This is a genomic window from Nocardioides sp. Root190 (genome assembly GCF_001428565.1).
Lineage (GTDB): Bacteria > Actinomycetota > Actinomycetes > Propionibacteriales > Nocardioidaceae > Nocardioides.
This window is the reverse complement of record NZ_LMIA01000008.1, coordinates 261761-282807: the sequence shown is the minus strand read 5'-3', so window position 1 is coordinate 282807 and position 21047 is coordinate 261761. Positions and strand designations below refer to the sequence as shown.

Below are 21047 nucleotides of genomic sequence, written 5' to 3'. Positions count from 1 at the left end.
CACCGCGCCAAGACCTTCAGCGAGTGGCGCTACCTGAGCCTCACACCCGGGCACTTCCTCTGGACCAGCCCCCACGGCAGGCTCTTCCTCGTCGGACCCGGCGGCACGAGGGCACTCGACCCACCCCGGTCACGCGAGCCCGACGAATAGCCGCCCCGCCCCGCCGAGTGAGCACCATCGGCGGGGTACAGGCACGCCCTGATGATCAGCGGACGAGATCCAGCATGGCCTCGACGACTCCTCTTTCGGGATGCGCGACGTACACCGCGTAGTCACCGCGCAAGACGTAGCCGACCCACGGTTCCCCGCTGCCGCCGACGATCTCACCTTGCCCCATCGCCGGGTCGAACAGGGACTCGTCGTAGAACAGCACCGCACCACCGGAGAGGGGCGCATTGCAGGCGGTTCCCGGCGTGATCTCGACGGTCCTTCCGCACGTCTCCTTCAAGCTCCAGCCGAGCGGGACGTCCAAGGTGATCCCGTCGAACTGCACCTCCTCGAAGCGGACCAGGCTCTGTTCCTCGACCGGGTCGGTATTGCCACCACCCTCGGGCGGCAGCAACCCCACCATGAAGTCCTCCGGCGCGCACTCCCCCGGGGTCGCGTCAGGTCCGACCTCGACCGTCGCCATGACCAGCTCGGCCACGGCCTGGGTGGGGGCGGTGACGACCACGGTGCCCTGCGGTCCGGACGTCTCGGAGAACACGAAGGTGGCCGGGTCGCGCTGCTCGGAGGAACTGCCGCCATCCACGGCCGGAGTCAGGCAGACGGAGTAGTCGGAGCGGTCGCCGTCCTCGCCGACACCCCACCAGGCGGGAACCTCGTAGGTGAGTCCGTCGCGCTCGAAGCTCACCCACTGCTCGGCGTCGACGACCGGTTGGCCCTCGAGGCGTCCGGTGGCGAGGACGCGGCGGACGAGCTCCCGGTCCTCGTGGAACACCCGGAGGTCCTCCTCGCCGACGTTCACGTAGCCCAGCCAGCCCCCGTCGCCACTGACGAGCTCGCCGTAGGGTCGCCGCTCCCGCGTGAGCTGCGGAGCGATGACGGCGCCGACGCCGCCCACGCAGGCCTCGTCGACCGTCGGGCCGTGGACGACGGGCGTTCCCGGCTCGCAGGTGTGGGCGGACCAGTCCGGCGGGACGGCGGCCCGCGCGTCACCGCTGCTGATCGTCTGCCAGCCCGGGGCGCCGTCGGCCGGGTCCTTGGCCACGTGAGCGTCGTCGCCACGCTGCGCGACGGCGACGCCACCGGCGATCACCACGACGGCGGCCAGGGCGCCTCCTGCGGCGAGGCGGCGTTGGCGGCGGACCCGGTGCCGGCGGCGGGCCGCGTCGGCCAGCCCGACAGCGGACGGGGCGTCCTTCGCGATCCCCGCGAGGGTCGCGCTCAGCTGCTGCTCCAGGTCACTCATCGTCCCCACCTCCGTCAACGTCTGCACCCGCACCCGCACCAGCAGCGACAACAGCACCCAGCTGCTCGCGCAGGACCGCGATCCCCCGCGAGACCCGCGAGCGGACCGTCCCCTCGCGCACGCCTGTCAGCGCGGCGATCTCGTCGTACTCCAGCTGCTCGTAGTAGCGCAGCACCACCGCGGTGCGCTGCGCCTCCGGCAGCGCGCGACAGGCGAGCCAGAGCCGCCGCCTCTCGTCATGGCCCAGGTCCTCGCCGGGGCCTGGCGTGACCTCGCCGGTGCGCACGTCGGCGGCCGGCGACTCGCGGCGGCGGAACTTGCGCCACCACGACGTGTGCGCGTTGACGACCATCCGCTTCACGTAGGCGTCGACGTCCTCGACGCGGCCGATCCGCTCCCACCGGGGCAGTGCCCGGGACAGTGCGTCCTGGACGACGTCCTCGGCATCCGCGGCGTTGCCGGTCAGGACCAGGGCCAGCCGCAGCAGCGCAGGTCCGCGTGCTGCGACCCAGCGGTCGAAGTCCGGCGGGTCAGTCGCGGTTCCGCTCGCCGGCCCGGCCGCATCGTCCGTCATCAGTGCCTCCACACCCTTCCAACGCAACCACCGCCGATCCTGTTGCGAACGGGAGGCTGGCTCGACTCAGTCGACGACGAACCGGGCGTCGACCTCGGCCGACACCTCGATGTCGTCGGGCGCGAGCTCCATCTCCGAGCCGCCGCTGGAGTCCTTGGCCATCGCCGACATGCGCTGGTACGGCGCCGCAGCGCCCCCCATCGGCGAGAGGCCGGTGCTGAGCATCCCGGCATCGGCCACCGCCACGGCCCGCACGGGTCCGAGGCCGAGCGCGTCGGCGTACTCCTGCGCGCGGCGTGCCGCGTCCTGCACTGCGCGGGTCCGCACGGAGCGCTCGAGCTCCTGACGGTTCTTCTCGGTCAGCGCCCACACGACGCCGTCGAGGGAGAAGCCCTGCGTCGAGGTGACGTGTCCGCCGACCCAGGCCGAGAGCCTCGCGAAGTCCCGGAACTTCACCTCGACACCGACGCTGGCGTGGTGGACGAGCGGGAGCTGCTTGCCGTCCTGGTTCCACGGACGCTCCGCCCACGTGCGCACGTGCTTGGTCGACCACCAGGTCACCGGACCGTGCTCGGGGTCGTGCAGCGCCTTCACGGACTGCTGGACCGACTCGAGGTCGTGGACCACCCGGTCGTAGACGGGTTTCAGCTGCGGTCCCTCGAAACCGAGGGTGACGCGCACGGTGCCCCGCTCCGGCCGCTGGTAGGCGATGTGCGAGCCGCGCACGGTGAACTCGGTGGTCATGGACCCACCTTAGGCACCGGCCCGTCAGCCGCGGCGGGTCTCGAGGACCCGGAAGCCCTTCGCGCTCGCCGTGCGTGTGGTCGGGAAGCCCTGCTCTCCCAGCCACCGCTGCAGCGAGTCGGCGCCGAGGTTCTTGCCGACCACCATCACCGCGCGCCCCTCGGGCGCCAGCCGCGGGAGCCAGGCGAGGAGCAGGGCGTGCAGCGCGACCTTGCCGATCCGGATCGGCGGGTTCGACCAGATCTCGTCGAACGTCGCGTCCGCGGGAACCTCCTCGGGGAGCGAGGCGGTGAACCGGTCGGTGATGCCGAGCGACGCGGCGTTCTCGTTGGCGAGCAGGACCGCTCGCTGGTTGACGTCGACCGCGGTGACGACTGCCGTGGGGGCGGCGACGGCGCAGGCGAGCCCGATCACGCCGTACCCGCAACCGAGGTCGAGGATCCGCCCACCGGCGGGCGTCTCGGTCTCCCGGAAGAGCACGGACGTGCCGATGTCGACCCGACCGCGCGCGAACACCCCGGAGCCGCTCACCAGGTCGAGGTCGTGGCCCCACACCGACGCCGTGAGCTCGGCGCGCTCGAACGCGACCGACGGGTCGGCGGAGAAGTAGTGGTCCTCGTTCATCCCTCGAACTCCCCGGTCTGGTCTGTCTGGTCGGGCGCGCCGGCCCGCTCGATGGGGGTACGACGTGCGGCGGTCTGCTCGACGCGGGCAGCGAGCTCCGCGTCGGCCGGGTAGGCGACCTCCTCGAGGGTGAGCCCGTGCGCCGGGACCACCGTCACGAGCGGGTCGCGCCGGCGACCGCTCAGGATCTCGGCGGCCCAGGCGGGGCTCTTGCGCCCCTCCCCGACCGCGATCATGCAGCCCACCAGTGCGCGCACCATCGAGTGGCAGAAGGCATCCGCGCGGACGTGCCCGAGGATCACCCCGTCGACGCCGCGGCTCCACCCGAAGTCGAGCAGGGTGCGCACCGTGGTGGCGCCCTCCCGGTGCTTGCAGAAGGCCGCGAAGTCGTGGAGGCCGACGAGTCCCTGGGCGGCCTCGTCCATGCCAGCGACGTCCAGCGGCCGCGGCCAGGCGAGCACGTGGTTGCCGGTGAGCGGGTCGACCAGGGCCGGGTCGTCGACGATCCGGTAGGCGTAGCGCCGCCACAGCGCCGCGAAGCGGGCGTCGAAGCCCTCCGGCGCGGCACTGATCCGGCGTACTCGCACATCGCGGTCGAGCACACCGTTGACCCGGCGGGTGAGCACGTCGAGCCGCTGGAGATGGCTGGCGGCGGTCTCCGACCCGTCCGGGGGTACGTCGACGTGGGCCACCTGCCCGCGGGCGTGGACCCCGGAGTCGGTGCGGCCGGCGCAGGTCACCTGGAGCGAGCCCACCGGGAGCCGGAGCACGGTGGTGAGTGCGTTGGTGAGCTCGGTCTGGACCGTGCGCAGTGCCGGCTGTGCCGCCCAGCCACGGAAGTCGCCCCCGTCATAGGCAAGGTCGATCCGCAGGCGCACCCGAGGATCCTAGGCCGTGCCCCGGGTCCCTCAGGTCCAGGGAGTGGCGCCGCTGCCGTCCTTGACCTCGCGGTGGTGCTTCTCGAGGTCGTCCTCGGCGGCGGTGTCGGCGCGACCGATGTCCTCGATCGCGAGGTCGAGGGTCTTCGCACCGTTGCGCGTCTCCCACTCGAGGTCGCGGACCAGATCGATCAGGATCCACTGCAGCTCGGAGAACTCCGGACTGATGCCGTTGGACCCGCGCCCGATGCTGCCGTCGCGATAGGCCTCGTACGTCGCGAGGTAGGCCTGGCTCCGGGCCGAGTCGAGCTCGTCGGCCGTGAAGGGCAGGTAGGTGCGGGTGATCTCGTCGACCAGGGGCCGCGAGATCACGATGATGTCGGCCTGCGAGTCGTCGCTGATGTCGAGCAGACCCGGTCGCTTGAGGTCGTAGGACCCCTGGTCGGCGCGGACCTTGCCGGTGTTGAGCGTGAGGTTGTCGGCGAGCGCGTCCTCCTCCGCCTTGATCGCGTCGGACAGCTCCTGGAGGGAATTGCCGAAGCCCGTCATCAGGCTCTCGTAGTCGCCGGAGGGCGCGGTGGCCTTGGTGTCCTTCTTGGTGGTGGTCTCGGTCAGGATCTTCAGGCCCTGGCCGGCTCCCTTGAGCGCGATCTCGGCGCCGCCGGTCGCGAAGAGGCCGGCGCCCTCGACGGCGTACCCCGCCACCTGGAGGATGACCTCCCAGCTGATGTCGCCGCCCTCGGCGTAGGCGTGGAGGGCCTGCTGGGTCTCGCCGACGATGTCCGCGACGGTCTTGCGGGCCCGGATCCAGATCTCGTTGCTCGCCGCGAGCGCGCTGCCGAGGATGACGGTGATGCCGTGGTGACCGCCGATCGCCTTCTCCAGCTGCAGGAGGAACTCGGCCTTGAACGTCGCGATGGTGGTGCCCGACATCGCGTCGAGGTTCTCGTTGATGCCGGTGAGGTAGCCGGGGATGTTGCCGCCGCCGGTGCCACCGGACGGGGAGAAGGACAGGAGCCGGTTGGCCTGGCGCATCTGCTCGATGTCGTCCTCGAGCAGCGCGGCGGTGTCCGGCAGGTCCAGCCAGGGCTGCAAGGTCTCGTCGATGTTGGAGCGCACGGAGTCGAACGCCGCGCGCCACTTGGAGTCCTGGCCGTCGTTGCCGATGTCCCAGAAGCCGATCCAGCTCCAGTCGCCCCCGCCCGACCCGTCCGCGGCCGGGCGGGTCACGTTGCTGTCACCGAGGTGGTACTTCGTGCCGTCGTCGATGTGCCAGCCCTGGGACTTCATGTAGGCGTCGATCGCAGAGCGCTTGAGCTCGCCGATCAGCGTGGGCAGGTTCTCGTAGGTCCGGTCCGTCATCGCTTCCTCACTTGCTTCCAGTGCTGCCCGAGCCGGCATCGGCCGCGACAATCGCCCTGCGATCCTTTCCATCCCCGCGGATCCCAAACGGGCGGCGATAGGCTCGCCGCCGTGTCCCTGGAGACCTCCCTCGAGAAGCCGGCCCCGGTGCGGGCGATCGCCAACGCGATCTCCGGCTGGATCGACCGGCTGGGCGCGGTGTGGGTCGAGGGCCAGGTCACCCAGATCAGCCGCCGTCCCGGGCTCGCCACGGTCTTCTTGACCCTGCGTGACTCCGTTGCCGACATCTCCGTGCCGGTCACCTGCTCGAAGGTCCTCTTCGACAGCCTGCCCACCCCGTTGCAGGAGGGCGCGAGCGTGGTCATCCACGCCCGGCCGTCGTACTACGCCAACCGCGGCACGCTCTCCCTGGCTGCCCGCGACATCCGGCTGGTCGGCCTGGGCGAGCTGCTGGCCCGGCTCGAGCAGCGCCGCCAGCTGCTCGCCGCGGAGGGCCTGTTCGCGCTGGAGCGCAAGCGCCGCCTGCCGACGCTGCCGGCACGGGTCGGCCTGGTGACGGCCGCCAACTCTGCCGCCGAGCGTGACGTCGTCGAGAACGCCACCCGTCGCTGGCCCGCGGTGGCCTTCGAGATCGCCCACGCCTCGATGCAGGGCCACCGCTCAGCCGCCGAGGTCATCGAGGCCGTGCGCCGGCTCGACGCGCACCCCGAGGTCGACGTGATCGTGATCGCCCGGGGCGGTGGCTCCGTCGAGGACCTGCTGCCCTTCTCCGACGAGGGCCTGATCCGCGTCGTCGCCGCCGCCCGCACCCCGGTGGTGTCGGCGATCGGCCACGAGCCGGACTCGCCCCTGCTCGACCTGGTCGCCGACCTGCGGGCCTCGACGCCGACCGACGCCGCCAAGCTGGTCGTGCCCGACATGGCCCAGGAACGCGACCGCGTGCTCGAGGCACGGGCCAGGATCCGGCGCGCGATCCGCACCCGGGTCGAGCGCGAGCAGGCCCAGCTCGATGCGATCCGCTCGCGGCCGGTGCTCGCCGAGCCCACGGTGCTGCTCGATGCCCGCGCCGACGAGCTGGCCGACTGGCGCGGCCGGATCCGCCGACAGCTGGAGGCGCGGCTCGACCGGGCCGCCGACGACATCGACCACCGCCGGGCGCGGGTCACGGCCCTGTCCCCGCTCGCCACCCTGCAACGCGGCTACTCCGTGCTGCAGGACGCCGAGGGTCGCGTGGTGACCTCCATCGACGGTGTCGGCGCCGGCGCCGCACTGTCGGTCCGGGTCGCCGACGGACGGATCCTGGTCACCGCCACCGAGACCGAGCACCCCCACGACCGCACCGACCGCCCCGACCGAGGAGAGCCATGACTGACGAGACCACCGGCGACACCCCGTCCTACGAGGACGCCCGCGCCGAGCTCGTCGAGGTCGTGCGCCAGCTCGAGGCCGGTGGCACCACCCTGGAGGAGTCGCTCGCGCTCTGGGAGCGCGGCGAGAAGCTCGCGACCGTCTGCCAGGACTGGATCGACGGGGCCCGGGAACGCCTCGAGGCCGTCCTGGACCCGGACGAGGACTGAACCGGCGCGATCAGCCGAGCGGCTCGGTCGACAGCGAGTCGATGACGGACTGGAGGTCCTTCGCCGAGGCGGAGCCGTAGACCAGGACGGTCTCGTCGCCGCGCTCGGCGGCGTAGGCCGTGTCGCCACCGTCGTCGGTGTAGCCCTTCCACGTGCGGGCCACCGGGCGTCGTACGTCGTCGGGGACGGTGTAGCCGTCGGCCGGCTCGGTCTTCTCGTCGACGCGCGCGGCCAGCAGCGCAGGGATCGTGGCGTCCTCGAGCCGGATGCCGACGTAGCGGTTGCCCTCGGTGAGCAGGCTGATCTGGAAGGACGCGTCGTCGCCGGGCTCGACGTCCACGCGCGTCGCGATCCAGCCCTCCGGAAGGGCGGCGGGATAGACCGGACTCAGTCCGGCCTGCTGGGCGGACTCGACGGTCGCGAGGTAGTCGATGGACTCCGGCGTGGCCTCGAAGTCGTTGCGGAAGTTGCTCATGAAGTAGAGGACCGCACCGATCCCGAGCACCGTCACCACGAGGGAGGAGACGAGTCCGGCCGCCGACCGGTTGTACCTGCCGGGGCGCCCCGTGGGCTCGGCCTGTTCGCTGCTCATGAGGCCACCATTCTCCCAGCCCGTCGCGCTTGACCGACATCCAGGTGCCAGTTCGACGCAGATGCGTCTGATCGTGTGACTTTTCGCCGCGGATGCGCCAGTGTGCTGGCATGACCGACTACCGGGTCTCCGAGGCCGCAGAGCTGCTGGGCGTCAGCACCGACACCGTGCGCCGCTGGATCGACGCCGGGCGGATCACGGCCACGACCGCTGACGGGCGCACCGTCGTGGACGGCGTCGACCTGGCCGCCCTGGCCGCCACCCTGGTCGACGAGGCAGAGCGCGATCGGACCCGCGCCGGCTCGGTCAGCGCACGCAACCGGATGACGGGCATCGTCACCCGGGTCGTGGCCGACACCGTGATGGCCCAGGTGGAGATGGTGTGCGGCCCCTACCGGGTGGTGTCGCTGATGAGCGCCGAGGCCGCCGCCGAGCTCGGCCTCGAGCCGGGGGTGCGTGCCATCGCCTCGGTGAAGTCCACCAATGTCGTCGTCGAGCGACCCGTGCAGAGGAAGAGCTGATGAACAGGACCTGGGCCCTGGCCGGAGCCGCCGTGCTCCTCACCCTCCCGCTCGCCGCGTGCGGCGACAGCGACGACGGGGACGCGGGTGAGTCGGGGTCGGGTGACCGGACGACGCTCACCGTGTTCGCGGCCGCATCGCTCACGGCGACCTTCGAGCAGCTGGAGAAGCAATTCGAGGCCGACCACCCCGACGTCGACGTGAAGCTCTCCTTCGGCGGGTCCTCCGACCTGGTCGCGCAGATCACCGACGGCGCCGAGGCCGACGTCTTCGCCTCGGCCGACACGAAGAACATGGACAGGCTCGCCGACGCCGACCTCGCCGCCGGCGACCCGTCGGAGTTCGCCACCAACACCCTGGTCATCGCCGTCCCGCCGGGCAACCCGGCCGGTGTCACCGGTCTGTCCGACCTCGCGAAGGAGGACCTCAACGTCGTCCTCTGCGCACCCGAGGTCCCCTGCGGCAATGCGGCCGTCCAGGTCGCCGAGATGGCCGGCGTCGAGCTCAGCCCCGACAGCGAGGAGCAGTCGGTGACCGACGTCCTCGGCAAGATCGAGGCTGGGGAGGGCGACGCGGGACTCGTCTACGTCACCGACGTCGAGGCAGCCGCCGGCAAGGTCGAGGCCATCGCGTTCGACGAGTCGGGCGAGGTCGTCAACCACTACCCGATCGTCGTGGTCGAGGGCACGGAGGAGGCCGACCTGGCGAGGGAGTGGATCGACCTGGTGCTCGGCGACGGCCAGTCCGTCTTCACCGCGGCCGGGTTCGGTCCGCCGGCATGAGTCGCACCCGGCACGTCGGCCTCCCGCCCTGGGTCTTCGTCCCGGCGCTGCTGGCCGGCGTGTTCGTGGTGCTTCCCGTCGCCTCCCTGGCGACCCGCATCGCCTGGGCCGACTTCCCGGGGCTGATCACCTCCGACTCCGCCCGCACGGCCCTGTGGCTCAGCCTGCGGACCTCGTCCGCCAGCACCCTCCTGTGCCTGGTCTTCGGGATCCCGCTGGCCCTGGTCATCGCGCGCAGCGAGTCCCGCTGGCTCGGCGTCCTTCGCTCCCTGGTGCTGCTCCCCCTCGTGCTGCCCCCGGTGGTCGGCGGCATCGCGCTGCTCGCGACCTTCGGCCGCCAGGGCCTGCTCGGCGAACACCTCGACGCCTGGGGCATCAAGATCGCCTTCTCCACGATCGCGGTCGTGATGGCGCAGACCTTCGTGTCCCTGCCCTTCCTCGTCGTGAGCGTGGAGGGCGCGCTGCGCACCGCCGGCGAGAGGTACGACGTCGTGGCCGCCTCGCTCGGGGCCGCCCCCACCACGGTGCTGCGCCGGGTCACCCTCCCGCTGGTCCTGCCCGGGCTGGCGTCCGGCGCGGTGCTCGCCTTCGCGCGCTCGCTCGGCGAGTTCGGCGCGACCGTCACCTTCGCCGGCAGCCTCGAGGGCACCACCCGCACCATCCCCCTGCTGATCTACAACCTCCGTGTCACCGACTCCGATGCGGCGGTCGCGATGTCCCTGCTCCTGGTCATCGTCGCCGTCGCGGTGATCGGGCTGATCCGGCCGAGGGGTGCCCTGTGAGCCTGTCGGTCGACCTGCGGGTGCACGAGCGCGACGTCACCGTCTCCTTCGAGATCGCCGACGGCGAGACCGTCGCCCTGCTCGGACCCAACGGCGCCGGCAAGTCGACCACCCTCGACGTCGTGGCCGGGCTGCTGCGGCCCGACGCCGGCGAGATCCGCCTCGACGGGGAGGTCCTCACCGGTCCCGACCGGTGGGTGGCACCGCACGCACGGCGCACCGCGCTGCTCGCCCAGGACCCGCTGCTCTTCCCCCACCTCGACGTGCTCGAGAACGTCGCCTTCGGCCCCCGCAGCCGGGGCGTCGCCCGGCGCACCGCCCGCGAGACGGCCCGACACTGGCTTGCCGAGGTCGGCGCGGAGGACCTGGCCGAGCGCCGGCCTGCGCGACTCTCCGGCGGCCAGGCCCAGCGCGTGGCCGTCGCCCGGGCCCTGGCCGCCGACCCGCGGGTGCTGCTCCTCGACGAGCCGATGGCCGCCCTGGACATCGCTGCAGCTCCTGCGGTGCGCCACCTGCTGCAGGGCGTGCTCGCCGACCGCACCGCGCTGATCGTCACCCACCACGTCCTCGACGCGCTGCTCCTGGCCGACCGGGTCGTGGTGCTGGACGGCGGCCGCGTGGTCGAGGACGGGCCCACGGGCGTCGTACTCTCCCGACCGCGGAGCGCCTTCGCGGCCAGCTTCGCCGGCCTCAACCTCGTCACCGGAACGGCCACCCCGGGCGGCCTGCGACGCGAGGACGGCACGGTCCTGCACGGTACGACGGCCGATCCCTCGCCCGCGCACGGCGACCCCGTCGTCGCCGTGTTCCGACCGTCCGCGGTGGCGGTGCACCGCGACCCACCGGGCGGCAGCCCCCGCAACGTGCTCCGGACCAGGGTCAGCGCGATGGAGCCGCTCGGCGGCACCATCCGGGTGCGGGCCGGCGAGCTCGCCGCGGACGTCACCCTCGAGGCCGCAGCGGAGCTCGGGCTCGCGCCGGGAGAGGACGTCACCTTCGTGGTCAAGGCGACCGAGGTCGACATCCACGGCGCGTCAGGGCCCTCACGGCATTCGCATGGTGGCGCAGAGTAACCAAGCACCGGCCGTTCAACGATAAGATTCGATCCATGAACGACGCCCTCGCCGTGGAGCCGCCCGCCCCCGACCGCAACCTCGCCCTCGAGCTGGTGCGGGTCACGGAGGCAGCCGCCATGGCCGCGGGCCGCTGGGTCGGACGTGGGGACAAGAACGGCGCCGACGGCGTCGCCGTCCAGGCGATGCGCGTGATGATCTCGACGATCGGCATGAACGGCACCGTGGTCATCGGTGAGGGCGAGAAGGACAACGCCCCGATGCTCTACAACGGCGAGCAGGTCGGCGACGGCACCGGTCCCGAGTGCGACGTCGCGGTCGACCCGATCGACGGCACCACGCTGACCGCGAAGGGCATGGCCAACTCCATCGCCGTCCTCGCCGTGTCGCCGCGCGGCACGATGTACGACCCGTCGGCCGTCTTCTACATGGAGAAGCTCGTCACCGGCCCCGAGGCCGCCGACGTCGTGGACATCCGCTACCCCGTCGCCGAGAACATCCACCAGATCGCGAAGGCGAAGGGCTCCAACCCCTCCGACGTGACCGTCGTGCTCCTCGATCGACCGCGCCACAACAAGCTCGTCGAGGACATCCGCGCCACCGGCGCCCGGATCAAGTTCATCTCCGACGGCGACGTCGCCGGCGCGATCATGGCAGCGCGGGCCGACACCGGCATCGACCTGCTGCTCGGCATCGGCGGCACCCCCGAGGGCATCATCGCCGCGTGCGCGATGAAGGCGCTCGGCGGCACGATCCAGGGGCGCCTCTGGCCGACCGACGACGAGGAGCGCCAGCGCGCCATCGACGCCGGCCACAACCTCGACCCCGACCACATCCTCACCACCGACGTGCTGGTCACCGGCGACGACTGCTTCTTCGTCGCGACCGGCATCACCGACGGCGAGCTGGTCCGCGGCGTCCGCTACCGCGGCGGCGGCGCCGTGACGCAGTCGCTGGTCATGCGCTCGCGCAGCGGCACGATCCGCACGATCACCTCCGAGCACCAGCTCTCGAAGCTGCGCGGCTTCTCCAGCATCGACTTCGACTGAGCCGGACCGCTCAGGCGGTCTCGACCACGCTGAGCGGTGTCGCGACGGCGGAGCTCTGCCGCAGCAGCGACGTCGCCACCAGGTCCATCACCCGCGGGTCGAGGGCCATGCCGATGTGCGACGCGCGCACCTCGACGGCGTCGCCCTGGGGGTCGATGCACGCCTTCCAGTCGACGATCCCGTCGCGGCGGGAGTAGATGTTGGTCATCGCCACGTCGTGGCGCAGTGACTCCTGCGACTCGGTGAAGCTGAGGTGGGCGCACTCCCCCGCGACGCAGTCCTCGGAGAGCAGCGAGGAGAACCCGGCGTCGGAGAGCCGGTTGAGCACCCGGACACCGCGGGTCAGCACGGCGTGGTGGGCGGCGGGGGCCCGCATCGGGCTGCCCATCGTCACGATGCCGGCCACCAGGTCGGGGCGGCGGGCGGCCAGGCCACGGGCGATCATGCCGCCGAGGCTGTGGCCGACGATCTGCACGCGAGCACCGCGGCGCTCGGCCAGGTCCTCGAGGCGTCCCTCGAGGGTGAGCGCCGAGTTGAGGGTGCACCCGACGTTGGCGTGGATCTGGGAGCGATAGGTGCGAAAGCCCCGGGCGCGCAGGTCGGCCGCCATCGCGGTCAGCGTCCAGTCACCGGCGAGGAACCCGGGGACGAGCATGACCGGCTCCGCAGCGCGGGCAGCGGCCCGCGCAGCATAGGGAGTACGACGTCGCACGGTCCGCGTCGTGCCTCGACGGACCGCCAGGCGGCCCGCCTCTGTCACCAGACTGCCCTCGCGCAGCAGCGCGGCCAGTGCCGGTCGGCCGTAGCCGTCGGGCAGCAACCAGGGGGCCATCGTGTTGCTCACGTCACAAACGGTACCCAGTTGACACCTCAACTACACGGGATTCGGCACACTGGTGGACATGTCCCCGCGCCGAGACAACCGGCAGTTGCCGGAAGTGGTCATCTCCGACGAGCTCATCGCCCCCGTCTGCTCCGGTGTCGAGCTCTGCTACCAGACCTTCGGTGACCCCGACGCCGAGCCACTGCTGCTCGTGATGGGCCTGGGCGGCCCGATGACCTGGTGGGACACCGAGCTCTGCGTCGAGCTCGCCGGACAGGGGTTCCACGTCATCCGCTACGACAACCGCGACACGGGCAGGTCCTCGCGGTCGAGCGGCCGGGTCACCCGCCCCACCTTGATGCGCGCCTTCCTCGGCGCGCCCACCCGGGCGCCGTACTCGATCTCGGACCTGGCAGCCGACGCGTTCGGCCTGCTGGACCACCTCGGCCTCTCCTCCGCGCACGTCGCCGGGGTGTCGATGGGCGGGATGATCGCGCAGACCATGGCGCTCGAGGCACCGGACCGGGTGCGCAGCCTGGCCAGCATCATGTCCTCGACCGGGCGTCGCACCGTCGGTCGCCAGCACCCGAGCCTGCTCCCGACGCTGCTCCTCGCCCGCAAGGACCGCGACAGCTATGTCGAGGGCAGCCTCGCGGTGTGGCGCATCATCGGGTCCCCGCGCTTCCCCAAGGACGAGGACGAGCTGCGCGCCCGCGGTCGCGAGACCTGGGACCGAGGTGTCTCGCGTCCCGGTGTGCTCCGCCAGATGATGGCCGTGCTCACCCAGCCGGACCGCACGCGCGCGCTCATGTCCCTGGCGGTCCCGACCCTGGTGATGCACGGTTTGGCCGACAAGATGGTGCACGTCTCCGGTGGCCGGGCCACGGCAGCGGCCGTGCCCGGAGCCCGGGTGGTGATGATCGAGGGCTGGGGTCACGACCTCCCCACCCCGCTCTTCGCGACCTACGCCCGGGCCATCCGCAGCAACGCCGACCGCGCGACCGCAGTGGTCTCCTGAGCACCTGACCGGGCCACGCCTCCTCCACAACGCCTCCCGTGGGCGCCGTCGTCCACAGCCCTCGCACCGCCTGACCGCGGGACCGGCCCTGCGCTCCTAACGTCTGTCTCCCGCGCCGGACAGGTCGGCGCACGAGGACGAGGAGTGCAGATGGGACCGAGGACGATCGGCATGGCCGGGGCCATGGGTGTGCTGGCCGCCGGGCTGGTGAGCGGTCTGCTCGCCGCACCGGGCGACGCGGCGACCGGCGAGCGTGAGCGCGGACCCCGGTGGCAACCGGCGGGCGAGACGATCGTGGCCGTGGAGGGGGACGCCGACAACGGCTTCACCATCCACCACCACGACGGCACCACGCTGTCCCCGCCGACGCTGTCGGAGAGCACGGCGGAGTGCAGTGAGTACGACACCGAGGTGCAGGTGGTCGCCTGCCAGGTCGAGACGGAGACGTGGTTCCGCGACCTCGCAGCGACCAGGGCCGCGATCGCGTGGGCGAGGTACGACGCGTCGCGTCCCCGCCCCGGGACCTGAACCCGGAGGCGTCGGGTCAGCCGGCGCCGACCTCCGCGCCCGGGATCCGTCCGGCGCGCTCGCGGTCGACGGTGAGGTTCTCGCCGGTCGCGGGGTCGAACAGGTGGATCTTGCGCCCGTCGACCCAGATCTCGGCATCCTGACCCTCCGCGATCCGGCTCGCGCCGTCGAGGGACACGACCAGCTGGGTACGCATCGCCTCGCCGTCGAGGTCCTTCTCCAGCTGGTGGAGCTGGGCGCGGACCTCCTCCGGAGCCTCGAAGGGGATGTAGGCGTAGGTCTCGTTGCCCAGCCACTCGACGGCGTCGACCTTGGCGGTGAACGTCGACCCGGCCCTGCCCTCCTCCGAGGCCAGGGAGGCGTCCTCGAAGTGCTCGGGACGGATGCCGGCGATGAGCAGGCCCCGGCCGGCGGCCCGCTCGGCCTTCTCTGCCGGGATCTCGACGCTGCCGAAGGGCAGCTTGATCGAGGAACCCTCGACCGTGGCCGGCAGGAAGTTCATCGGCGGTGAGCCGATGAAGCCGGCCACGAACAGGTTGCCCGGGTTCTCGTAGAGCTCCCGGGGCGTGGCGAGCTGCTGCAGCAACCCCCGCTTGAGGACGGCGACCCGGTCACCGAGGGTCATCGCCTCGGTCTGGTCGTGGGTGACGTAGACGGTGGTGATGCCGAGCCGCTTCTGGAGCCGGGAGATCTCGGTGCGCATCTGCCCGCGCAGCTTGGCGTCGAGGTTGGACAGCGGCTCGTCGAAGAGGAAGGCGTCGGCCTGCCGGACGATCGCGCGGCCCATCGCCACCCGCTGGCGCTGGCCACCCGAGAGGTTGCCGGGCTTGCGCTCCAGGTGCTCGTCGAGCTCGAGGGTCGAGGAGGCCTCCCGCACCAGCTTGTCGATCTCCGCCTCGGGCTTCTTGGCCAGCCGCAACGGGAACGCGATGTTCTCGTAGACGGTGAGGTGCGGGTAGAGCGCGTAGTTCTGGAAGACCATCGCCAGGTTCCGCTCGCGCGGCGCGAGGTCGTTGACCCGACGATCTCCGATCAGCATGTCGCCCGAGGTGATGTCCTCCAGACCCACGATCATCCGCAGGAGCGTCGACTTCCCGCACCCGGACGGTCCGACGAGGATCATGAACTCACCGTCGGCGACGTCGATCGACACGTCGTTGACGGCCGGGAAGCCGTCGCCGTACTGCTTGACGATGTTGTTCATCGTGATGCCGGCCATGTGCTCTATCCCTTCACGGCGCCGGAGGTGAGGCCGGCAACGATCTTGCGCTGGAAAATCAGGACGATGACGATGATCGGGATCGTGGCGATCACGGCTCCCGCGGCCAGCAACGATGCCGGCCGGTTGAACGGATCCGCGCCGACGAAGAACGACAGCGACGCGGGTATCGGACGGGCGTTCTCGGTGGAGGTGAGCGAGATGCCGAAGACGAAGTCGTTCCAGGCGAAGAAGAAGGTCAGGATCGCGGCGGTGAAGACACCTGGTGCCGCGAGCGGGACGATCACCTTGCGGAAGGCCTGCCACGAGGTGGCGCCGTCGACCTGGGCGGCCTGCTCCATCTCCCAGGGGATCTCGCGGAAGAAGGCGGACAGCGTCCAGATCGCCAGCGGCAGCGTGAAGGACATGTACGGGATGATCAGTCCGGGCCACGTGTCGTAGAGCCCGATCGCCCGCCACATGTCGAACAGCGGACCCACCAGCGAGACCACCGGGAACATCGCGATCGCCAACGAGATGGTGAGCACCAGCTTCTTGCCGCGGAACTCCAGCCGGGCGATCGCGTACGCCGCCAACGTCGCCACGATCACCGAGAGCAGCGTGGCGATCAGGCTGATCCCGATCGAGTTGAAGATCGCTCGACGGAACTGCTCGTTGTCCCATACCGCCTGGTAGTTGTCCCAGCCGGCCCCGCCTCCGTCGGAGGGGAAGAAGCCGGGACTGCCGTTGGTGATCGCGGCCTCGGACTTGAAGGACAGCGAGATGATCCAGGCGACCGGCAGCAGGCACCAGACAAGGATCAGGCCGCAGCCGACGATGATGCCGATTCTGTTCTTCATCTCAGGACTCCTGCCGTGCCTGGGCGAGATCGACGCGGAAGAGTTTGACGATCCCGAAGGCCACGACCAGCACGGAGAGGAAGAGCAGCACCGAGAGCGCCGAGCCCATGCCGAGCTGGAACTGCTCGATGGTCTGGCGGTAGGTCAGGAAGCTGATCGACTCGGTGTTCACCGCCCCTGCGGTCATCACGAAGATGTTGTCGAAGATCCGGTAGGCGTCCAGCGCACGGAACAGGACGGCCACCATGATCGCCGCCCGCATGTTCGGCAGGATCACCTTCGTCAGCCGCTGCGTCCAGGTGGCTCCGTCGACCTTGGCGGCCTCGATCATGTCCTCGCTGACCTGGGCGAGGCCCGCGAGCAGCAGCAGGGACATGAAGGGCGTGGTCTTCCAGATCTCGGAGACCATGATCGCGATGATCGCCGAGGGCGTGTCGGCGAACCAGTCGAACTTGTCGCCGATGAACGGCAGCCAGCCGTTGACGAACCCGTTCTTGAACGAGAAGGCGAACTGCCACGCGAAGCCCGAGACGACGGTGATGATGCCGTACGGCACGAGGATCGAGGTCCGGATCACGCCCCTCGCGAAAATGACGCGGTGCATCACCATCGCGAAGGCGAAGCCGATCACCAGCTCCACCGCGACGGTCACCACCATGTAGAAGACGGTGATGCCGGTCGTCTGCCAGAAGAGCGGATCGGTCAGCGCCGTGACGTAGTTGCCGACACCGATGAACTCGCGCTCCTCCGGAGCGGTCAGCGCATAGTCGAAGGTGGAGAGGTAGATGGCCCGGAGCATCGGGAAGGCCGTCACCAGCAGCATCAGGATGATCGCCGGGGCGACCAGCTTCTGGCCGAGCCGGGTCTCGGCCTTCGAACGGTCACTGGGACCGGTCTTCTTCTGCTCCGGCAGCGCTGCGGCGGGAACACTCGTCGAGGTCACAGCAGGGACTTCCCTTCCAGCACGGCCTTCAGGTAGTCCGCGGACTCCTTCGGCGTCGAGTCGGGGTCGACCGAGTTGGGCGAGTGCCACCGCGCCTGGATGGCGCCGGAGATCATCGCGTAGAACGCGCTCTTGGGTCGGGGTCCGCCCTCGTCGACGCTGGTGCGGAAGAGCTCGACCAGGTCCTTCGGGTAGTCGCCGCTCGCCGCCACCTTGTCGTAGGCGGCATTCGTCGAGGGCATCAGGCCCGCCTCCAGGGCGAGGTCGACCTGGGCCTGCTCGGAGGTGATGCACTCTGCGGCCGCCATCGCCCAGTCCGGGTGCTCGGAGTAGGCGCCGACCCCGATGTCGATGCCTCCGACGGGCGGCTTGGACGTCTCGCCCTGCACCGTGGCGGGGTAGCGCGCCCAGGCCAGGTCCTTGAAGGTCTCCTCGGTGGGGCCACCCGGCTTGCCGATCAGGCCCTCGTAGTTCTTGTAGACGAAGGTCCAGTTGGTCATGAACTCGCCCGCGCCCCCGTCCGGGAACATCTGGCCCAGGCTGGTGCCCTCGTTGGACGAGGTCAGGTCGGGCTGGGCGGCAGCGGAGTCGGCGAGCTTCTGGACGACCGCGGCGGCCTTGCGCCCGGCGTCGGTGTCGATGCCGACCTTGGCGTCGCGCCCTGCCTCGGTGTCGGAGACGAGCTCGCCGCCGGCACCCTGCACCAGGGCGTTGATCCAGACGACGTACGCCTCGTACTTGCTGGCCTGGACCCCGACGGTGCCGCCGTTGTCGCTGGCCGCGTCGATCACCTGGTCCCACGTGACCGGCCCGGACATGTCCAGGCCCGCGGCGTCGGCGAGGGACTTGCGGTACCAGAGGACCTGGGTGTTGGCCCACAGCGGGATGGCGTACGCCGTGTCCTCCCAGATCACCGTGTCGGCAGCGCCCGAGAGATAGTCGCCCTCCCCCTCCACGCTGCCGGTGATCCGGTCGGCGAGGTCGCCCTCGACCTCCTGCAACCAGCCCGCGTTGGCGAACTCGGCGACGAACACCGGGTCGAGGTTCATCAGGTCGGTGGAGGAGTCCTCGGCCGCCAGCCGCCGCGCGAGCTGCGTGCGCTGGTCGGTCGCCCCGGAGGGCAGGAGCTGGACCTCGATGTCGTAGTCAGCGGTGCTGCACTCATCGGCGTAGCGCTCGAAGACGGGGACTCCGTCCGGATTGACGTACCAGTTCAGCACCGGCTTGTCGGACCCACCGCACGCAGCAAGAGTCCCCGCGGCGAGCGCCGCGACCGCCAGCCGGGCAATGGCCCGTCGTGTCGATCTCATCGTCCAGATCACCCTTCCCGTAAGTGTGGCCTGCGTCACACAGTGCTACCCCACGAAGGGCCCCGTTGTCCATGTCCCCTTGCCTGCCACTGCCCGTTGTCACGATTCCCAGACGGGTCACGGGCACGTAGGTTGCAGGACATGGCGCTCCACGTCGTCGCCGCACGCACCGACCCGGACCTGATCCGGTTGCCGTGGTCGCGCGCCCTCGCCGAGTGGGAGGACTGGTACGTCGTCCCCCTCCCCCTCGGCCTGTCCCGCCACGTCGTCCGCGTGGTGCAGGTCAACCGCCAGTTCCTCGCCGTCAAGGAGACCGAGGAGGCGATCGCCCTGCGGGAGTACGACCTGTTGCGTGGGCTCCAGCGGCTCGGTCAGCCCACCGTGGTGCCGCGCGGGGTCGTCCGCGGCCGGACCGACGTGGACGGCAACCCCCTGCCCGCGGCACTGCTCACCGAGCACCTGCACTACTCGATGTCCTACCGCACCGTCTTCCAGCGCGGCCTGCGCGCGGAGCAGGTCCCGGCACTGGTCGATGCCCTCGTGGTGCTCCTCGTCCGTCTCCACCTCGGCGGCTTCTTCTGGGGGGACGTGTCGCTGTCCAACGCGCTGTTCCGCCGCGCCGCGGGAGGGTTCGCGGCGTTCCTCGTCGATGCCGAGACCGGCGAGCTGCGCGACAAGGTCTCCGACGCGATGCGCGAGCACGACGTGACCGTCGCGGTGGAGAACATCTTCGCCGAGCTCCTGGACCTCGCCGCCAGCGGCGACACCGACGTCGAGATCGACGGCCAGGAGGTGGTCGCCCAGCTGGCCGAGCGCTACCACGCCCTCTGGGACGAGCTGACCGCCGTGGAGGAGTTCGGAGCCGACGAGTGGTACCGCGTCGAGCAGCGGATCTCCCGTCTCAACGATCTCGGCTTCGACGTCGACGAGCTCGACGTGCGCACGGAGTCCGACCGGGTCCGGATCCAGCCCAAGGTGGTCGAGGCGGGCCACCACCGACGCGAGCTGCGCGAGCTGACCGGACTGCTCGTCGAGGACGGCCAGGCCCGCAAGCTGCTCAACGACCTCGCCGCCTTCACCGCCCACGGTGGCTACGACGACCTCGATCGCGAGACGGTCGCTCGACGCTGGCTCGCCCGCGTCTACCAACCCATCGTCGATCTGCTTCCGGACGACCTGAGTCGCAAGATCGCCCCGGCGGAGTACTTCCACGAGGTGATGGAGCACCGGTGGGCGTTGTCCGACGCCGCCGGACACGAGGTCGACATCTTCGAGTCGGCGCGCGACTACGTCGCCACCGTCCTGCCCGGGCGCCCCTCGGACGCACCGTCCGGGCTGGGCTGACCCGGCTGGGCTGACTCAGGGCCTGCCGCGCACCTCGAACTCGGCCACCACGTCGGCGCGGGCGACGGGGCCGCGCAGCGCGAGCGCCCACAGCAGCAGGCGCGCCTTGACCGGGGAGAGCCATCCCGCACCGACCGCGCCGCGGGCGACCAGGTCGATCTCGGAGCCCGGGTAGCCGTACATCGCCCGACCTGTCGGGCCCGAGCCCGTGCGGGAAGCGAACACCACCGGCACCTGGCGGGCAAGGCGGCCGACGGCCTCGGCCATCCGTGCCGACACGTGTCCCGCGCCGAAGCCGGCGATCACGATCCCGTCGATGTCGTCGGACCGGATCGCGTCGAGCACGTAGCCGTCGTCCCCGAGGTAGGTCGCGACGAGCGGCACCCGCGGGTCCTCCGACTCCGCACCCCGCGACAACCGCAGCGCGGGCACCCGGCCGGCCGGGACGCCGTACACGACCTCGGCCTCGACGCAGCGCCCGATCGGACCGAACACCGCGGAGCGGAAGGCGCTCGTCGACATCGAGTCGGTCTTGGACACCCAGCGGGCCTGGTGGATCTCGTCATCGAAGGCGACCAGGACGCCACGCTCGCGCGACGCCGTCTCGACCGCACACCGGACCGCCGTCAGCAGGTTGGCCGGACCGTCGGCACCCGCCGCCTGCGACGAGCGCATCGCGCCGGTGACGACGAGCGGCTCCTGGCGGTCCCAGAACAGGTCGAGCAGGTAGGCCGACTCCTCGAGGGTGTCGGTCCCCTGCGTGAGTACGACGCCCGTCGCTCCTGCCTCGACCGCCGACCGCGCCCAGGCAAGGGCCCTCATGATGGTCGGCTCGTCGAGGGACGGGCTCGGCAAGGTGGCCAGTGTCTCCGCGCGGACCGAGGCGACGGCGTCGAGCCCCGGGACCGCGGCCGCCAACGACGAGGCCGACAGGGTCGGGACGATCTCGCTGCCGTCGTCGGCGCTCGAGGTGGAGGCGATGGTGCCGCCGAGTGCGCCGATGGCCACGGTGGGAGTGCTCACGTGTCCATCCTCTCCGATCCGGTGGTTGTCG

The 21047-nt window shown here is 71.0% G+C and carries 23 protein-coding genes; 10 read left to right on the top strand and 13 right to left on the bottom strand.

Annotated elements, in window-relative coordinates:
• Positions 1-205 precede the first annotated feature (205 nt).
• The 6 genes from ASE01_RS07815 to ASE01_RS07790 form a co-directional block, all read right to left on the bottom strand.
• Entirely contained in the window at positions 206-1411 is a 1206-nt protein-coding gene (locus ASE01_RS07815; protein ID WP_056749613.1) for a hypothetical protein, read from the bottom strand.
• Positions 1404-1985, bottom strand: a complete 582-nt coding sequence (locus ASE01_RS07810) for a SigE family RNA polymerase sigma factor (RefSeq protein ID WP_082605953.1) — start codon at positions 1983-1985, stop codon at positions 1404-1406. Before ASE01_RS07810 ends, ASE01_RS07815 begins: the two co-directional genes overlap by 8 nt.
• Positions 1986-2051: 66 nt before the next feature.
• Positions 2052-2729, bottom strand: a complete 678-nt coding sequence (locus ASE01_RS07805) for an SIMPL domain-containing protein (protein WP_157537163.1) — start codon at positions 2727-2729, stop codon at positions 2052-2054.
• Between the two features lie 24 nt (positions 2730-2753).
• Positions 2754-3353, bottom strand: coding sequence for a class I SAM-dependent methyltransferase (locus ASE01_RS07800; protein WP_056749612.1), 600 nt, complete (start codon positions 3351-3353; stop codon positions 2754-2756).
• Complete coding sequence (gene truA, locus ASE01_RS07795) at positions 3350-4231, bottom strand: tRNA pseudouridine(38-40) synthase TruA (RefSeq protein ID WP_056749611.1); 882 nt, start codon at positions 4229-4231, stop codon at positions 3350-3352. The genes ASE01_RS07800 and truA overlap by 4 nt, the downstream gene beginning before the upstream one ends.
• A gap of 30 nt (positions 4232-4261) precedes the next feature.
• Positions 4262-5593 carry a hypothetical protein gene (locus ASE01_RS07790; RefSeq protein WP_056749610.1) on the bottom strand — a complete coding sequence of 444 codons (1332 nt, stop codon included), beginning with the start codon at positions 5591-5593 and terminating at the stop codon, positions 4262-4264.
• 111 nt (positions 5594-5704) lie between these two features.
• Here ASE01_RS07790 and xseA point away from each other — a divergent pair, with 111 nt between their 5' ends.
• Both xseA and ASE01_RS07780 read left to right on the top strand, forming a co-directional pair.
• Positions 5705-6961 carry an exodeoxyribonuclease VII large subunit gene (gene xseA / locus ASE01_RS07785; RefSeq protein ID WP_056749609.1) on the top strand — a complete coding sequence of 419 codons (1257 nt, stop codon included), beginning with the start codon at positions 5705-5707 and terminating at the stop codon, positions 6959-6961.
• A complete protein-coding gene (locus ASE01_RS07780; RefSeq protein WP_056749608.1) occupies positions 6958-7170 on the top strand; it encodes an exodeoxyribonuclease VII small subunit in 213 nt (70 codons plus the stop codon). The genes xseA and ASE01_RS07780 overlap by 4 nt, the downstream gene beginning before the upstream one ends.
• Positions 7171-7180: 10 nt before the next feature.
• Here the strand turns inward: ASE01_RS07780 and ASE01_RS07775 are convergent, their stop codons facing one another.
• Complete coding sequence (locus ASE01_RS07775; RefSeq protein WP_056749607.1) at positions 7181-7762, bottom strand: DUF4245 family protein; 582 nt, start codon at positions 7760-7762, stop codon at positions 7181-7183.
• 110 nt (positions 7763-7872) lie between these two features.
• Between ASE01_RS07775 and ASE01_RS07770 the strand changes: the two genes are divergently transcribed.
• The 5 genes from ASE01_RS07770 to glpX are packed head-to-tail and all read left to right on the top strand — an operon-like array spanning position 7873 to position 11969.
• Positions 7873-8283, top strand: a complete 411-nt coding sequence (locus ASE01_RS07770; protein WP_056749606.1) for a TOBE domain-containing protein — start codon at positions 7873-7875, stop codon at positions 8281-8283.
• The gene (gene modA / locus ASE01_RS07765; RefSeq protein ID WP_056749605.1) at positions 8283-9065 is read left to right on the top strand and encodes a molybdate ABC transporter substrate-binding protein; all 783 of its coding nucleotides are present in this window, start codon (positions 8283-8285) and stop codon (positions 9063-9065) included. Before ASE01_RS07770 ends, modA begins: the two co-directional genes overlap by 1 nt.
• Positions 9062-9847 carry an ABC transporter permease gene (locus tag ASE01_RS07760; protein ID WP_056749604.1) on the top strand — a complete coding sequence of 262 codons (786 nt, stop codon included), beginning with the start codon at positions 9062-9064 and terminating at the stop codon, positions 9845-9847. Before modA ends, ASE01_RS07760 begins: the two co-directional genes overlap by 4 nt.
• A complete protein-coding gene (locus ASE01_RS07755) occupies positions 9844-10920 on the top strand; it encodes a sulfate/molybdate ABC transporter ATP-binding protein (protein WP_056749603.1) in 1077 nt (358 codons plus the stop codon). Before ASE01_RS07760 ends, ASE01_RS07755 begins: the two co-directional genes overlap by 4 nt.
• 35 nt (positions 10921-10955) lie before the next feature.
• Entirely contained in the window at positions 10956-11969 is a 1014-nt protein-coding gene (glpX, locus tag ASE01_RS07750) for a class II fructose-bisphosphatase (RefSeq protein ID WP_056749602.1), read from the top strand.
• A 10-nt stretch (positions 11970-11979) separates the two neighbouring features.
• Here the strand turns inward: glpX and ASE01_RS07745 are convergent, their stop codons facing one another.
• Positions 11980-12813 carry an esterase/lipase family protein gene (locus ASE01_RS07745; protein WP_056749601.1) on the bottom strand — a complete coding sequence of 278 codons (834 nt, stop codon included), beginning with the start codon at positions 12811-12813 and terminating at the stop codon, positions 11980-11982.
• A 58-nt stretch (positions 12814-12871) separates the two neighbouring features.
• Here ASE01_RS07745 and ASE01_RS07740 point away from each other — a divergent pair, with 58 nt between their 5' ends.
• On the top strand, positions 12872-13810 hold the full coding sequence (locus tag ASE01_RS07740; protein WP_056750113.1) for an alpha/beta fold hydrolase: 939 nt from the start codon (positions 12872-12874) through the stop codon (positions 13808-13810).
• Positions 13811-13960: 150 nt separating this feature from the next.
• A complete protein-coding gene (locus tag ASE01_RS24350; protein WP_056749600.1) occupies positions 13961-14338 on the top strand; it encodes a hypothetical protein in 378 nt (125 codons plus the stop codon).
• A gap of 16 nt (positions 14339-14354) precedes the next feature.
• Here the strand turns inward: ASE01_RS24350 and ASE01_RS07730 are convergent, their stop codons facing one another.
• The 4 genes from ASE01_RS07730 to ASE01_RS07715 are packed head-to-tail and all read right to left on the bottom strand — an operon-like array spanning position 14355 to position 18649.
• Positions 14355-15557: an ABC transporter ATP-binding protein gene (locus ASE01_RS07730; protein WP_056749599.1), complete on the bottom strand. Its 1203-nt coding sequence runs from the start codon at positions 15555-15557 to the stop codon at positions 14355-14357.
• Positions 15558-15562: 5 nt separating this feature from the next.
• Complete coding sequence (locus ASE01_RS07725) at positions 15563-16396, bottom strand: carbohydrate ABC transporter permease (protein ID WP_056749598.1); 834 nt, start codon at positions 16394-16396, stop codon at positions 15563-15565.
• Position 16397: 1 nt separating this feature from the next.
• Positions 16398-17339 (bottom strand): carbohydrate ABC transporter permease, encoded by a 942-nt coding sequence (locus ASE01_RS07720; protein WP_056749597.1) that lies wholly within the window; start codon positions 17337-17339, stop codon positions 16398-16400.
• Positions 17336-18649, bottom strand: a complete 1314-nt coding sequence (locus ASE01_RS07715; RefSeq protein ID WP_157537160.1) for an extracellular solute-binding protein — start codon at positions 18647-18649, stop codon at positions 17336-17338. The genes ASE01_RS07720 and ASE01_RS07715 overlap by 4 nt, the downstream gene beginning before the upstream one ends.
• Positions 18650-18790: 141 nt before the next feature.
• Here ASE01_RS07715 and ASE01_RS07710 point away from each other — a divergent pair, with 141 nt between their 5' ends.
• The gene (locus tag ASE01_RS07710) at positions 18791-19993 is read left to right on the top strand and encodes a DUF4032 domain-containing protein (RefSeq protein ID WP_056749595.1); all 1203 of its coding nucleotides are present in this window, start codon (positions 18791-18793) and stop codon (positions 19991-19993) included.
• A gap of 15 nt (positions 19994-20008) precedes the next feature.
• On the opposite strand, the gene ASE01_RS07705 is transcribed toward ASE01_RS07710, so the two are convergent.
• On the bottom strand, positions 20009-21016 hold the full coding sequence (locus ASE01_RS07705; RefSeq protein WP_157537158.1) for an asparaginase: 1008 nt from the start codon (positions 21014-21016) through the stop codon (positions 20009-20011).
• Positions 21017-21047: the final 31 nt, after the last annotated feature.

Excerpts from the sequence above, each read along its gene's own strand:
- ASE01_RS07815 (WP_056749613.1), bottom strand. The coding sequence starts at position 1,411 with ATGAGTGACCTGGAGCAGCAGCTGAGCGCGACCCTCGCGGGGATCGCG.
- ASE01_RS07810 (WP_082605953.1), bottom strand. The coding sequence starts at position 1,985 with ATGACGGACGATGCGGCCGGGCCGGCGAGCGGAACCGCGACTGACCCG.
- ASE01_RS07805 (WP_157537163.1), bottom strand. The coding sequence starts at position 2,729 with ATGACCACCGAGTTCACCGTGCGCGGCTCGCACATCGCCTACCAGCGG.
- ASE01_RS07800 (WP_056749612.1), bottom strand. The coding sequence starts at position 3,353 with ATGAACGAGGACCACTACTTCTCCGCCGACCCGTCGGTCGCGTTCGAG.
- ASE01_RS07790 (WP_056749610.1), bottom strand. The coding sequence starts at position 5,593 with ATGACGGACCGGACCTACGAGAACCTGCCCACGCTGATCGGCGAGCTC.
- ASE01_RS07780 (WP_056749608.1), top strand. The coding sequence starts at position 6,958 with ATGACTGACGAGACCACCGGCGACACCCCGTCCTACGAGGACGCCCGC.
- ASE01_RS07775 (WP_056749607.1), bottom strand. The coding sequence starts at position 7,762 with ATGAGCAGCGAACAGGCCGAGCCCACGGGGCGCCCCGGCAGGTACAAC.
- ASE01_RS07770 (WP_056749606.1), top strand. The coding sequence starts at position 7,873 with ATGACCGACTACCGGGTCTCCGAGGCCGCAGAGCTGCTGGGCGTCAGC.
- modA (WP_056749605.1), top strand. The coding sequence starts at position 8,283 with ATGAACAGGACCTGGGCCCTGGCCGGAGCCGCCGTGCTCCTCACCCTC.
- ASE01_RS07760 (WP_056749604.1), top strand. The coding sequence starts at position 9,062 with ATGAGTCGCACCCGGCACGTCGGCCTCCCGCCCTGGGTCTTCGTCCCG.
- glpX (WP_056749602.1), top strand. The coding sequence starts at position 10,956 with ATGAACGACGCCCTCGCCGTGGAGCCGCCCGCCCCCGACCGCAACCTC.
- ASE01_RS07740 (WP_056750113.1), top strand. The coding sequence starts at position 12,872 with ATGTCCCCGCGCCGAGACAACCGGCAGTTGCCGGAAGTGGTCATCTCC.
- ASE01_RS24350 (WP_056749600.1), top strand. The coding sequence starts at position 13,961 with ATGGGACCGAGGACGATCGGCATGGCCGGGGCCATGGGTGTGCTGGCC.
- ASE01_RS07730 (WP_056749599.1), bottom strand. The coding sequence starts at position 15,557 with ATGGCCGGCATCACGATGAACAACATCGTCAAGCAGTACGGCGACGGC.
- ASE01_RS07725 (WP_056749598.1), bottom strand. The coding sequence starts at position 16,396 with ATGAAGAACAGAATCGGCATCATCGTCGGCTGCGGCCTGATCCTTGTC.
- ASE01_RS07715 (WP_157537160.1), bottom strand. The coding sequence starts at position 18,649 with ATGAGATCGACACGACGGGCCATTGCCCGGCTGGCGGTCGCGGCGCTC.
- ASE01_RS07710 (WP_056749595.1), top strand. The coding sequence starts at position 18,791 with ATGGCGCTCCACGTCGTCGCCGCACGCACCGACCCGGACCTGATCCGG.